The 13,668-nt window shown below is 34.9% G+C and carries 10 protein-coding genes; 8 read left to right on the top strand and 2 right to left on the bottom strand.

Annotated elements, in window-relative coordinates; all coding sequences use genetic code 11:
- Positions 1-5: 5 nt before the first annotated feature.
- On the bottom strand, positions 6-1,394 hold the full coding sequence (gene glmM, locus GQ40_RS03380; protein WP_047545751.1) for a phosphoglucosamine mutase: 1,389 nt from the start codon (positions 1,392-1,394) through the stop codon (positions 6-8).
- 71 nt (positions 1,395-1,465) lie between these two features.
- Here glmM and GQ40_RS03375 point away from each other — a divergent pair, with 71 nt between their 5' ends.
- The 3 genes from GQ40_RS03375 to GQ40_RS03365 are packed head-to-tail and all read left to right on the top strand — an operon-like array spanning position 1,466 to position 4,721.
- The gene (locus GQ40_RS03375; protein ID WP_047545749.1) at positions 1,466-2,074 is read left to right on the top strand and encodes an ACP phosphodiesterase; all 609 of its coding nucleotides are present in this window, start codon (positions 1,466-1,468) and stop codon (positions 2,072-2,074) included.
- Complete coding sequence (ggt, locus tag GQ40_RS03370; protein ID WP_047545746.1) at positions 2,064-3,782, top strand: gamma-glutamyltransferase; 1,719 nt, start codon at positions 2,064-2,066, stop codon at positions 3,780-3,782. Before GQ40_RS03375 ends, ggt begins: the two co-directional genes overlap by 11 nt.
- Before the next feature lie 36 nt (positions 3,783-3,818).
- Entirely contained in the window at positions 3,819-4,721 is a 903-nt protein-coding gene (locus GQ40_RS03365) for a RimK family alpha-L-glutamate ligase (RefSeq protein WP_047545744.1), read from the top strand.
- Positions 4,722-4,869: 148 nt separating this feature from the next.
- Here GQ40_RS03365 and GQ40_RS03360 read toward each other — a convergent pair whose 3' ends face one another.
- Positions 4,870-5,394 (bottom strand): hypothetical protein, encoded by a 525-nt coding sequence (locus GQ40_RS03360; protein ID WP_047545742.1) that lies wholly within the window; start codon positions 5,392-5,394, stop codon positions 4,870-4,872.
- A 123-nt stretch (positions 5,395-5,517) separates the two neighbouring features.
- Here GQ40_RS03360 and uvrA point away from each other — a divergent pair, with 123 nt between their 5' ends.
- The 5 genes from uvrA (at position 5,518) to GQ40_RS03335 (ending at position 13,619) form a co-directional block, all read left to right on the top strand.
- Positions 5,518-8,349, top strand: a complete 2,832-nt coding sequence (uvrA, locus tag GQ40_RS03355; RefSeq protein ID WP_047545740.1) for an excinuclease ABC subunit UvrA — start codon at positions 5,518-5,520, stop codon at positions 8,347-8,349.
- 127 nt (positions 8,350-8,476) lie between these two features.
- Positions 8,477-8,644, top strand: a complete 168-nt coding sequence (locus GQ40_RS17545; protein ID WP_047545738.1) for a lmo0937 family membrane protein — start codon at positions 8,477-8,479, stop codon at positions 8,642-8,644.
- A 155-nt stretch (positions 8,645-8,799) separates the two neighbouring features.
- The gene (locus GQ40_RS03345) at positions 8,800-9,489 is read left to right on the top strand and encodes a TIGR00730 family Rossman fold protein (protein WP_047545736.1); all 690 of its coding nucleotides are present in this window, start codon (positions 8,800-8,802) and stop codon (positions 9,487-9,489) included.
- A gap of 33 nt (positions 9,490-9,522) precedes the next feature.
- A complete protein-coding gene (locus GQ40_RS03340; protein ID WP_047545733.1) occupies positions 9,523-10,785 on the top strand; it encodes an endonuclease/exonuclease/phosphatase family protein in 1,263 nt (420 codons plus the stop codon).
- Positions 10,782-13,619: a metalloprotease gene (locus GQ40_RS03335; protein ID WP_047545731.1), complete on the top strand. Its 2,838-nt coding sequence runs from the start codon at positions 10,782-10,784 to the stop codon at positions 13,617-13,619. The genes GQ40_RS03340 and GQ40_RS03335 overlap by 4 nt, the downstream gene beginning before the upstream one ends.
- Positions 13,620-13,668: the final 49 nt, after the last annotated feature.

Below are 13,668 nucleotides of genomic sequence, written 5' to 3'. Positions count from 1 at the left end.
AGATACTAAATATTTGCGATTACCTTAATTTCTGAAATGATACGATCTGCTAAATCGTCTGCTTCTTTTTGGCTTGGAGCTTCAGTATAAATCCTAATTATTGGTTCGGTATTACTTTTTCTAAGATGAACCCATGAGTTTGCGAAATCAATTTTTACACCATCAATAGTGGTTATATTTTCTTCGGAAAATTTTTGCTCCATCGCCTCCAGTAATCCATCAACATCTAATTGTGGTGTTAATTGGATTTTCTTTTTACTCATAAAATAATTTGGATAGCTTGCTCTCAGCTCACTTACTTTCATTTGTTTTTCTGCCAATAAACTCAAAAACAGGGCGACGCCAACTAGCGCATCTCTTCCGTAGTGAGAATCAGGATAAATAATTCCGCCATTACCTTCACCACCAATAACTGCTTTATTCTTTTTCATGAGGTTTACAACGTTCACCTCTCCCACTGCGCTTGCTTCGTAAGTTCCGCCATGCTTTTCAGTAATATCACGAAGTGCTCTAGTAGAGCTCATGTTACTTACTGTATTACCTGGCGTTTTGCTCAATACATAGTCTGCACAGGCAACCAATGTATATTCTTCTCCAAACATTTCTCCTTTTTCATCCATAAACGCCAAACGATCTACATCTGGATCAACTACAATTCCAAAATCTGCATTGGCTTTAACTACAGCTTCAGATAAATCTGTAAGATGTTCTTTTAATGGTTCTGGGTTGTGAGGAAAATGTCCCGTAGGATCACAGTACAATTCTACCGCTTGCACACCTAATCGCTCTAAAAGTAACGGAATAGCAATACCTCCTGTAGAATTTACGCCATCTACGACTACTTTAAAATTTTCTTTTTCAATCGCTTTTTTGTTGACTAATTTTAAATTTAAAACCTCGTCAATATGTAGATCAATGTAAGCATCATTTATTGTAATCTTACCCAAATCATCAACCTCTGCAAAAGACATATCATTACTTTCTGCAATATTCAAAATCTTCGCGCCTTCTTCTCCATTTAAAAATTCACCTTTGGCGTCTAACAGTTTTAGAGCATTCCATTGTTTTGGGTTATGGCTTGCAGTTAGGATAATACCGCCATCTGCATGTTCCATTGGCACAGCTATCTCAACCGTTGGCGTTGTTGATAAACCCAAATCAATGACGTGAATCCCCATACCAACCAAAGTATTCATTACTAAATTCTGAATCATTTCTCCGGAAATTCTAGCATCTCTTCCAACTACAACTCTGTAATTGTCTTTATCTCTTTGTTGTTTGATCCAAGTGCCATAAGCCGATGCAAATTTAACCGCATCAATTGGTGTTAGATTGTCTCCTACATTACCTCCAATGGTGCCACGTATTCCTGAAATTGATTTTATTAGTGTCATTGTAATTATTTTTTTTCAAATATACTATTTCAAAATTGTATAACTAAGTTCACAATTCGTAAATTTCAACAATGAATTTTCTAGCCCACATTTACCTTTCCAACAACGATGATCAAATCACAATTGGTAATTTCATCGCAGATGGGATTAGAGGCAAACGATATGTAAAATATCCTGTCAATATTCAAAAAGGCATTCTTTTACATCGACAAATCGATACATTTACAGATGCACATCCTACAGTAAGACTGAGCACGAAACGATTGCACGAGAATTATGGCCATTACAGCGGAGTCATTGTAGATATTCTCTACGATCATTTTTTAGCTAAGAATTGGGATCACTATTCAGACATTCCGCTGGATAAATACATTGCAAAATTTTATGATTTGCTGGAAGAGCATTTTGAGATTCTACCAATACGAATTCAAAAAATGATGCCTTATATGATTGCAGATAATTGGTTGTTAAGTTACGCTAAAATTGAGGGCATCCAAAAAGTATTGGATGGCATGAATAGACGAACAAAAAACAAATCTGGCATGAATACCGCAACAATAGAACTTCAAGAATATTACACAGAGTTTGAAGAGGAGTTCACTTCTTTTTTTGAAGAATTGATCATATTCTCTACTCAAACGCTACAAGATATTGAAACAAATTTCTCAAATGAAAACTAGAATTCTAATTTTAATAATCTGTTTTCTTGCCTTGTCCTGCAAGAAAGAGCAAATCTCGAAACGTGGCAACATCACACAAGAAGCTATGGTAGTCTCTGCACGTGAAGAAGCCTCAAAAATTGGAAGTGATATTTTAAAACAAGGCGGTAATGCCTTTGACGCAATGTTTGCTACAGAAATGGCACTCGCAGTAACCTACCCTTATGCAGGAAACCTTGGAGGTGGAGGGTTTATGGTGTATCGCCTAAATACTGGAGAAACTGGCGCACTCGATTATCGCGAAAAGGCACCATTGGCAGCAAGTAAAAATATGTATTTGGATTCGCTAAATAATGTAATACCCTACAAAAGTACCGTTGGCGCTTACGCTGTTGGAGTTCCGGGAACGGTTGCAGGAATTTTTGCAGCACACAAAAAATTTGGAAGTCTTCCCATCGAAACACTCTTAAAACCTGTCATCGCCTTAGCTGAAAATGGCTTCACCATCACAAAAAAACAACAAGAGCGATTTATCGAATATGACAGCATTATCACTGCTGTAAACGGAAAACAAATGCCTATCAATAAAACGATAAAAGTAAATTCTACATTTAAAAATTTGCCTCTTGCAGAAACGCTAAAACGCATCTCAAAAAACGGTCGCGATGAATTTTACACTGGTCAAACCGCAACTCAATTAGTGAAATTCATAAACCAAAAGGGCGGAATTATAACTTCGGAAGATTTAGCGCAATATCAAGCCCAATGGCGAGAACCAATCACTTTTGAGTACGACAATCTAAAAATCATCTCAATGTCTCCTCCTTCTTCTGGCGGATTGTGTCTCGCACAAATCATGAAGATGATCGAGCCTTACGATGTGAGCCAATATGGCCAAAATTCTTTGGAAGCGATTCAAATTATCGTTGAAGCCGAAAAACGCGCTTATGCAGATCGAAGTTACTACTTAGGCGATCCCGATTTTGTAAACATTCCAATTAAAGATTTATTGAGCGATGAGTATCTAAAAAAGCGAATGGCTAATTTTTCGTTTGAAAATGCGACCCCTTCAGATTCTATTTCCTACGGAAGGATTGAGAATTATAGTATGCAAATTTCCGAAGGCATCCAATATCAAGAACACGAAGAAACCACCCACTACTCTATCGTTGACCAGTTTGGAAATGCAGTAGCGGTCACCACAACCTTAAATGGCGCTTACGGTTCAAAATTATATCCAGAAAATTTGGGCTTTTTCTTAAATAACGAAATGGACGATTTTAGTAGCAAACCTGGAGTACCAAATGTCTATGGGCTCATTGGCGGAGAAGCTAATTCGATCGCGCCACAAAAACGAATGTTGAGCGCTATGACTCCAACAATCGTAGAAAAGGAGGGGAAACTGTTTATGGTCGTTGGTACACCTGGTGGTTCAACGATTATTACTTCGGTTTTACAAACTATTTTAAATGTTCACGAGTTTGATATGACAATGCAGGAAGCGGTTGATGCACCACGTTTTCATCATCAATGGCTCCCAGAGGAAATTAGGATAGAACCCAATCGTTTTGATCAATCACTCTTAATACAATTAGAAACTAAAGGCTATACTATAAACGAAAAACGAACACCTATTATTGGTAAAGTAGATGCGATTCTCATTTTAGAAGATGGTACTTTAGAGGCTGGAGCAGATCATCGTGGTGATGATGTTGGTGTTGGATTTTAATGCTGAAATCAAAAAAAATAACAAAATCCATAAAATTTGAAAAAAGATTATGACGTAGTAATCCTTACCGATAGTCGCTACCTAAACGATTCTAAAACTGACGATTATAAGCATAATGTCTATTATGAAGACCGTTTGGTCTATCATGCCTTAGAACAAGTTGGGCTCAAAACATTGCGCCTGGCTTGGGATGATATGTTTTTTGATTGGTCCTCAACACGATCGGTTTTGTTTAGATCCACTTGGGATTATTTTGATCGCTTTGATGAGTTTTCCATGTGGTTAGAAAAGATTTCTTCAAAAACGTTACTGCTTAATTCTGAAAAGATCATTCGTTGGAATATTGATAAACATTACTTATTGGATCTTGATAAAAAAGGGATTCATATTGCGCAAAGTCATTTTATAGAAAAGGGCTCAAAAGTCACCTTAGCGCAATTGCACGACATTTTAAATTGGGATGAAACTGTGCTAAAACCCTGTATTTCTGGAGCTGCAAGACATACATATAAATTATCTTCGGAAAATTATTACCACCATGAACAGATTTTCCAAGAATTGATTTCTTCAGAATCTATGATGTTACAACCATTTCAACACAATTTTATAAACAAAGGCGAAATATCTATGATGGTTTTTAATGGAAAGTTCTCGCACGCCATTCTAAAAAAAGCGAAAGCTGGCGATTTTAGAGTTCAAGATGATTTTGGTGGAAGTGTTCATGATTATAAGCCTTCCGAAGAAGACATCTTATTTGCAGAAAATGCAGTAGCTGCTTGCCCAGAATTGCCAATCTACGCGAGAGTTGATATATTTGAAGATAATGATGGTCACATCGCACTTTCTGAATTAGAACTCATAGAACCTGAGCTTTGGTTTAGAAGACATAAAACAGCTGCTTTGGCTTTAGCAGAGGGTGTTAAGCAAAAATTAATTTAAATAGGATTGAGCTAAGTTTATCGTCATTCTGAACTTGTTTCAGAATCTCAATATTTATATCGATTTCAAATTTTAAATCAATTTTATTGGTATTCATTTTACTTTTAATGAAAACGAACCACTAAAAACTTTAATAAGTAACTAAATCCTACTTACTCCTCTGTCCTACAAACTGCTGCGTCTTTAATTTAAAAAGCACATTAAAGCTCGTTAGACTTCCGTAGCTACGAGTGATATATTGTTGCAAATCAATTTTTTCCTGCTCTTCTAAATTACTGGAATTTATCTTTTGTTCCATAACCCGTAAGCGATCACGTACCATTGTTATTTTATGAAAGAAGGTATCGATTGGCACTTCTTGGGATTTTAAATTGGTGTCTTCTGGTTGGAGAATTAGTTTTCCGCCTTTAAACTTATCTGCAATGGCCACAACTTCGCTTGCATCACTCCAACGCTTTAAAATTTGTACCAAGCTACTTTCAACTTCAGCAAAACTAATCGTGTCTACTTCGTCTTCGCAAGCTTCAATGACTTCAAAATCGCCATCGATATCTATGGTTTCTAGTCCGTTTTCCATAAAAGTCACCCAATAGTGTTTTGAAGTCACATTGGTGACGACTCCTTTACCGTATTCTTTGTGGTCTATTCTTGATCCTATTCCTAATATTTGCATGGTTTCAATATTTTTAATTCTCTTACAATTATAATGAATCTACAAACAAAGTTCACAAGAATTTAACAACTAAATCTGTACCTTTGCAACTTTGCAAATAATCCCAGAAATTTTAAAAGATTTATGACCAAATTTGATGATGCTATTGAAGTTCAAGGTGCCAGAGTACACAATCTAAAGAATATCGATGTTACCATTCCCAGAGAAAAACTTGTTGTTATTACAGGACTTTCAGGTAGTGGAAAATCATCATTGGCATTTGATACTATTTATGCGGAAGGGCAGCGTCGTTATATCGAAACATTTTCTGCTTATGCGAGACAGTTTCTTGGCGGATTAGAACGTCCTGATGTTGATAAAATTGATGGTCTCTCGCCAGTAATTGCCATTGAACAAAAAACCACCAGTAAATCACCACGATCTACTGTTGGGACCATAACAGAAATTTACGATTTCCTTCGTTTGCTATACGCTCGCGCAAGTGATGCATACAGTTACAACACAGGCGAAAAAATGGTAAGTTACAGTGATGAGCAAATTAAAGAGCTCATAAAAGAAAGCTATAAAGGTAAAAAAATCAATATACTCTCGCCTGTCGTGAGGTCTCGAAAAGGTCATTATCGTGAACTTTTTGAACAGATCGCCAAACAGGGCTTTGTAAAAGTGAGAGCCGATGGTGAAGTTAGGGATCTGGTAAAAGGTATGAAACTGGATCGTTATAAAACCCATGATATTGAAATTGTAATTGACCGATTAAAAATTGATGACAGTGACGATAATGACAAGCGATTAGCAGAAACCATAAATACTGCCATGTATCATGGTGATGATGTTTTAATGATTTTAGATCACGACACCAATGAGGCTCGTTATTTTAGTCGTAATTTGATGTGCCCATCCTCTGGAATTTCATACCCAAATCCTGAACCGAACAACTTTTCTTTCAACTCTCCAAAAGGCGCTTGTGAGACGTGTAATGGCATTGGAACGCTTTATCAAGTGAATGAAAATAAAATCGTTCCAGACGATTCTATCTCGATAAAAGCTGGTGCGCTGGCGCCACATGGACCACAAAAAAACAGCTGGATCTTCAAACAGTTTGAAACGATTGCACAACGATTCAATTTCACGTTGAATGATCCATTTAAAGATATTCCTGCGGAAGCAAAACAAATGATTATGTATGGTGGTAACGATAAGTTTTCCGTAGAAAGTAAAACATTAGGCGTCACGAGGGACTATAAAATCGATTTTGAGGGTGTTGCCAATTTTATTGAAAGCCAATACCAAAATGCCGAAACTACGTCACTTAAACGTTGGGCCAAGGATTATATGGACAAGGTTAAATGCTCAACTTGTGAAGGTTCCCGTCTTAGAAAGGAGTCTCTATATTTTAAAGTCAATGGCTTAAATATTGCAGAACTGGCCAATAAAGATATTGTGGATCTGGCAGATTGGTTTTCTACGTTAAATGGAAAATTGAGTAAAACGCAACTACAAATTGCAGAGGAAGTTATCAAGGAAATTAGAGCGAGAATCAAATTTTTATTAGATGTTGGCCTGGACTATTTATCACTAAACAGAGGCTCTAAATCACTTTCTGGCGGTGAAGCACAACGTATTAGATTGGCAACTCAAATAGGCTCCCAATTGGTTGGCGTACTTTATATTTTAGATGAGCCAAGTATTGGTTTGCACCAGCGAGATAATGAAAAACTGATTAATTCTTTAGTCTCTTTACGTGACATTGGTAACTCTGTTATCGTTGTTGAGCATGATAAAGATATGATTGAACGCGCAGATTATGTTATTGATATTGGCCCAAGGGCTGGAAAATATGGCGGTGAGATTATAAGTATTGGTACTCCAGCGGAATTATTGACCCACGACACTTTAACTGCAGATTATCTTAATGGGAAACGCGAGATTCCCGTTCCGGAGAAAAGAAGAAAAGGTAACGGTAAAAAAATAGTCTTAAAAGGTTGTACAGGTAATAACTTAAAAAATGTTTCGGTAGAGTTACCTTTAGGTCAAATGATTGGTATTACTGGTGTTTCTGGGAGCGGTAAGTCAACACTTATCAATGAAACACTCTACCCTATTATGAATGCCTTTTATTTTAATGGCGTTAAAAAACCCATGCCTTATAAGAGCATCAAAGGTTTGGAGCATTGTGACAAGGTTATTGATATTAACCAATCTCCAATTGGCAGGACACCACGAAGTAATCCTGCAACATACACCAAAACTTTTGATGAGATTAGAAGTTTGTTTGCTAAAATACCCGAAGCGATGATTCGTGGTTACAAACCTGGTCGTTTTAGTTTTAATGTTAAAGGCGGGCGATGTGAAACGTGCCAAGGTGGTGGATTACGAGTGATTGAAATGAATTTTCTACCAGACGTTTACGTAGAATGTGAAACCTGCCAAGGCAAGCGTTTTAATCGGGAAACTTTAGAAATTAGGTATAAAGGGAAATCTATTAGTGATGTTTTGGATATGACAATGAATGAAGCGGTTGACTTTTTTGAGCATATCCCTAAAATCCATAAAAAACTGTCAACAATTGTTGATGTGGGATTGGGCTACATTACACTTGGCCAGCAAAGCACAACCCTTTCTGGTGGTGAGGCACAACGCATTAAATTAGCTACAGAATTAAGTAAACGTGACACAGGCAATACATTTTATATTCTTGATGAACCTACTACTGGACTTCACTTTGAGGACATTAGAGTTTTAATGTTAGTGCTCAATAAGTTAGTCGACAAAGGCAATACCGTATTAATTATTGAGCATAACCTAGACGTTATAAAAATGTGTGACTACATTATAGATATTGGCTACGAAGGAGGTCAAGGTGGCGGAAAGGTTGTTGCTAAGGGAACTCCAGAAGAAATCATTAAGGATAAAAAAAGCTATACTGCAAAATTTTTAAAAAAAGAGCTAAAATGAGAGATATTTCCGAAGAAAAAAGTAAATATGTTCTCAATCCGTTAAGAAATTAGTGCTATCGCTCTATTTATTTTTTTGTATCAAAGTTTTGTGTAACTTATTATTATAACATTAAAACTAAACAATTATGAAAAGTATTTTATGGCTAGTAGCAGTAATTTGTATAATAGCATGGTTATTGGGATTTCTAGGAGTTATTCCAGGACTTGGAACAAGTGGTTTAATTCACGTTTTATTAGTAATTGCAATCATTGTAATTTTGTATAATATTATTTCAGGACGTAAGCCTTTATAAGACAAACCAAAATAAATTAAAAAAGAGTAGTTCATTATTGTGGACTACTCTTTTTTTGTTTATAAATCATCTATTATAAACTTCAATAATTACGTGTTTTTTCTGTATTTGATTTAAATTTGTGACTTTGAAAAGTTTATAAATATTAATTATATATGAGAAAAGAACAAAACCATAAAGGTTGGAATGAGATTAAAACAAATGACTCTTGGGCGATTTTTAAAATCATGGGAGAATTTGTTAATGGCTATGAAAAATTAAGCAAGATAGGACCATGTGTATCCATATTTGGTTCTGCTAGAACAAAACCAGACCATAAATACTATAAACTAGCTGAAGAAATGGCAACCAAGATCGTAGATCACGGGTATGGCGTGATTACAGGTGGTGGACCAGGTATTATGGAAGCTGGTAACAAAGGTGCTCATATTGCAGGAGGAACTTCGGTTGGTTTGAATATTGATCTACCTTTTGAGCAACATGACAATCCCTATATTGACAATGACAAGAGCCTTGATTTTGATTATTTTTTCGTGCGTAAAGTTATGTTTGTTAAATACTCACAGGGCTTTGTTGTAATGCCTGGAGGTTTTGGAACTTTAGATGAACTTTTTGAAGCTATTACCCTTATTCAAACTAATAAAATTGAAAAATTCCCAATCATACTTGTTGGAACTGAATTTTGGGGTGGTCTAATGGATTGGGTAAAAACTACGTTATTAGAAGCCAACAATAATATTAGTGCTAAAGATCTAGATCTTATCCATTTGGTAGACAGTGCAGATGAAGTTATTTCAATACTAGATAAATTCTATAAAGAATATGGCCTGAGTCCTAATTTCTAAAAATACAACTTTAAGAATTTCCCAATTACCGCTATGATTAAGAAATTATTTTTATTTGTTTTATTGTTTGTATTTTGCTCTACTTCAGGTTTTGCTCAAGCAGATTTCAAACTTATGTTCTATAATTTGCTAAATTTTCCTTTAGAAGATGCTGTGCCAGATAGGTTAGCATCCTTAGAATTTATTCTCGATGATTACAGACCAGATATCTTTATGGTTTGCGAGCTCAATAATGAAGAAGGAGCTAATACGATACTAAGTTCGTTACAAACGATCAATCCAGACTACGTAAGTGCAACTTTTGAACTCAACACATCAGATGATAACCTGAGCAATCAAAATGATCTACAACAATTGATTTATTATGACAGTACTAAGTTTATTTTAGAGAGTCAAGCCATTGTCACCACTATTTTTAGGGATTTTAATCATTATAAGCTGAAGATAAATTCCGTAGAACAAGAAACAGCACCTATAGTAATTGATTTTTTTGTTTGCCACCTTAAGGCTTCAAGCGGAAGCGAGAATCAAGCGTCAAGATTGGAAATGATTGAGGATCTGGTGATTTATTTGGATGATTTCCCAGAAGATAGTAATGTGGTCTTAGCAGGAGATTTCAATATTTATACAGATTCTGAACTTGCATTTCAAAGACTCATAGATCCAAGCAATAACATCACATTTATTGATCCAGCAAACCGCATTGGGAGTTGGCACAATAACCCAAGCTTTGTGGATGTGATGACGCAATCTACAAGAACACAAACAGGACTTGGCGGTACGACTGGAGGTTTTGATGATAGGTTTGATTTTATTATGACTTCGGAAAATTTAAGCACCAATCCAGACCTTTCTTTTATCTCAGGTAGTTATGACGTTTATGGTAACAATGAGAACACAAACTGCTATAACCAATCTATAAACTCTACGAATTGCGCAGGTTCAGATTTTTCATTCGCAATTAGAGATGCGCTACACAATTTTAGTGACCATCTTCCCGTTATACTAGAACTACAAACCAATCAATCATTAAGTATCCCAGAATTTACAGCACCAAAATTGTTGACAATTTTAGGATCAAATGTCATTGATAATACTCTAAAACTGGAAGCCAATTTAAGCCTACAAAATGATTTGGAGTTAATTATTTTTAATAGTCTAGGGCAGGTAATTAAAACTGTTGACGTTAATAATACGTTAATATCACTAGACGTTACTCAGATAAGCAGTGGCATCTATTATATTACAAGTTCAAGATTTCAGTTTAAACCATTAAAATTTCTAGTTGCCCATTGAAATTAAGCCCTTTTTCATGTATTTTTCTCCTATTTTGGAGTTGTCTTGTTGTAGGTCAAAATAAAATTGACGTAGATGCAGTAGTAGATATAGCGTCCAAAACCATTACAATTAAACAAAGCATAACGTATCAAAACAAAAGTAACGATACGCTTACAAGTATTTATCTTAACGACTGGAACAACGCTTACTCCACAAAAACGACACCTTTAGCAACGCGGTTTACAGAAGAGTTTAATGACAAATTTCACCTTGCAAAAAGTGAACAACGAGGCTATACATCAATTACTGGCATACGAGACAAATTAAACAATTCCTTAACTTTTCAAAATAAGGCAGACAATCCAGATATAATTGAAGTCCAACTTAATCAACCATTACTGCCCAACCAATCATATGATATTTCATTGGCTTATGATATCATATTGCCAGATGATAGTTTTACAGGCTATGGCATTAGCGCAGAAAAAAATATAAACTTAAAATATTGGTACATAACACCATCGATTTACAATGGAGAATGGCAATTTTACAGCAATAAAAATCTAGATGATTTATACACGCCAAAAGCAGATATTACTCTTAAAATAGAGTTTCCTATCAATTATCAACTTGTTTCAGAACTAAATACAATTGACATCAAACAAACAATAGACAAACAAGTTTTTTATTTATACGGAAAAGATAGAGTCAACACTAATTTGATACTTACAAGGTTTTCTGGATTTAAGTTTGTTCAAACAGATGATTTTACTATTTATTCCGATTTACCTTCCGAAGGAATTACTCCAGAAGAAAAAGCTCTGGTTACCGATAAGATTACAAGTTTCATAACTGAACAGCTGGGAGATTACCCTCATGAGCGAATGCTTATTACTAAAGGGGATTATAAAAAAGACCCTTTATATGGTTTAAACCAATTACCCAATTTTATACGTCCGTTTCCAGATAGTTTTCAGTATGAATTAAAATTATTAAAGACTGCGCTAAATAATTATTTGGAAAACACTTTATTAATTAACCCAAGAAAAGATTATTGGCTTCGTGATGGGATCCAGATTTATTATTTAATGAAATATGTTGACACTTACTATCCTGAAACAAAGTTATTGGGCACTTTGGCTAATTTTTGGGGAGTTCGTTCATTTCATGCTGCAGATTTAGGTTATAACGATCAGTTCAATTTGTTTTTCATGCAAATGGCCAGGACAAATCGTGACCAACCGCTTACAACATCTAAAGATTCTCTATTAAAATATAATGCCAACATTGCTGGAAAATACAAAGCAGGTATTGGTTTGCGTTATTTAGATGATTATGTAAATGCCAATACTGTTGAAGAGACCATTTCGCAGTATTTAAAAACAAATCAACTAGAGCTCACAAGCTCAAAGGATTTTGAAAGTCTTCTTAAATCTAAAACCTCTAAGGACGTAGATTGGTTTTTTACAGATTATATAGATACCAGAAAAAAAATTGATTTCAAGATCAGCAAGGTCAAAAAATTTGAAGATTCCATTCGCTTCACCATAAAAAATAAGCGTGACCATAATATGCCTATTTCCTTATTTTCATTACAAAATGATTCAATAGTCTCAAAAACTTGGATAGAAAATATTGGTGAAGAAAAAGAGTTAACCATACCCAGAGACAGTATAGATAGATTGGCTCTTAATTATGACAATACCATACCAGAATTTAATTTAAGAGACAATTACAAATCGCTTAATGGTTTTTTATTCAATAACAAACCCATCCAATTTAGATTGTTTAAAGATGTAGAAGACCCTTACTACAATCAAATATTTGTAATGCCTATTGTAGAGTTCAATAATATTTATGATGGTGTTACATTAGGTGCGAAATTTTACAATAAAACAGTATTGAGAAAACGTTTAAATTATCGCTTTTCGCCTCAATATGCAACAAAATCAAAGTCGTTTACTGGAGGAGGTTCTATCTATTATACCCACAATATTGAGGATATGGATCTTTATAATATTTCCTACGGAATGACCGCGAGATACAACTCATTCGCAGAAGATTCATTTGTAACCATTTTTACTCCAAATTTCTCAATGGCATTTCGGGATAATGATGACTTTAGATCTGATAAATCAAAATTCCTAAACCTTAGGTATTTAAAAATCGAAAGGGAAGTTGGAGAGAATGCTATTATAGAAAATTTATTAGAACCAGATTACAGCGTTTTAAATTTAAGATATATTAGCTCAGACCCTGGATTGATTGATTTTAATAGATGGTATTACGATGTTCAATTTGCAGAAAAATTTGGAAAAGTTGCCATTAATTACGAGTACAGAAAACTCTCTGAAAGCAATAGACAATTTAACCTACGTTTATTTGCAGGTACTTTTTTATATAATAATACAGATCCAAATTCAGATTATTTTAGTTTTGCTTTAGACCGTCCAACAGATTATTTGTTTGATTACAATTATTTAGGTCGATCAGAGGATTCCGGGATTTTTAGTCAGCAAATTATTATTGCGGAAGGTGGTTTCAAATCAAAATTAGAAACACCCTTTGCAAACCAATGGATAACGACAGCAAATGTGAGCACGACCATTTGGAAGTACATTGAAGGTTATGGCGATTTAGGTTTCGTAAAAAATAAAGGACTTAATCCAGCATTTGTATATGACTCAGGTATAAAGCTAGACCTTGTGACCGATTATTTTGAACTCTACTTCCCAATTTATTCCAATCTTGGTTGGGAAATAGGTCAACCCAACTACGATCAAAAAATTAGAATAAAATTCACCTTAGACCCTCAATCGCTGTTGGGCCTCTTCCGAAGAAAATGGTATTAAGATATTCTTAACAAAAATGTGATTTTTTAAGGAATATTGACGATATCCC

This window comes from Psychroserpens sp. Hel_I_66 (genome assembly GCF_000799465.1).
Taxonomy (GTDB): domain Bacteria; phylum Bacteroidota; class Bacteroidia; order Flavobacteriales; family Flavobacteriaceae; genus Psychroserpens.
The sequence above is the reverse complement of the archived record's forward strand: the minus strand, read 5'-3'. Positions and strand labels throughout refer to the sequence as shown.

Excerpts from the sequence above, each read along its gene's own strand:
- GQ40_RS03340 (WP_047545733.1), top strand. The coding sequence starts at position 9,523 with ATGATTAAGAAATTATTTTTATTTGTTTTATTGTTTGTATTTTGCTCT.
- ggt (WP_047545746.1), top strand. The coding sequence starts at position 2,064 with ATGAAAACTAGAATTCTAATTTTAATAATCTGTTTTCTTGCCTTGTCC.
- GQ40_RS03345 (WP_047545736.1), top strand. The coding sequence starts at position 8,800 with ATGAGAAAAGAACAAAACCATAAAGGTTGGAATGAGATTAAAACAAAT.
- GQ40_RS03375 (WP_047545749.1), top strand. The coding sequence starts at position 1,466 with ATGAATTTTCTAGCCCACATTTACCTTTCCAACAACGATGATCAAATC.
- GQ40_RS03360 (WP_047545742.1), bottom strand. The coding sequence starts at position 5,394 with ATGCAAATATTAGGAATAGGATCAAGAATAGACCACAAAGAATACGGT.
- uvrA (WP_047545740.1), top strand. The coding sequence starts at position 5,518 with ATGACCAAATTTGATGATGCTATTGAAGTTCAAGGTGCCAGAGTACAC.
- glmM (WP_047545751.1), bottom strand. The coding sequence starts at position 1,394 with ATGACACTAATAAAATCAATTTCAGGAATACGTGGCACCATTGGAGGT.
- GQ40_RS17545 (WP_047545738.1), top strand. The coding sequence starts at position 8,477 with ATGAAAAGTATTTTATGGCTAGTAGCAGTAATTTGTATAATAGCATGG.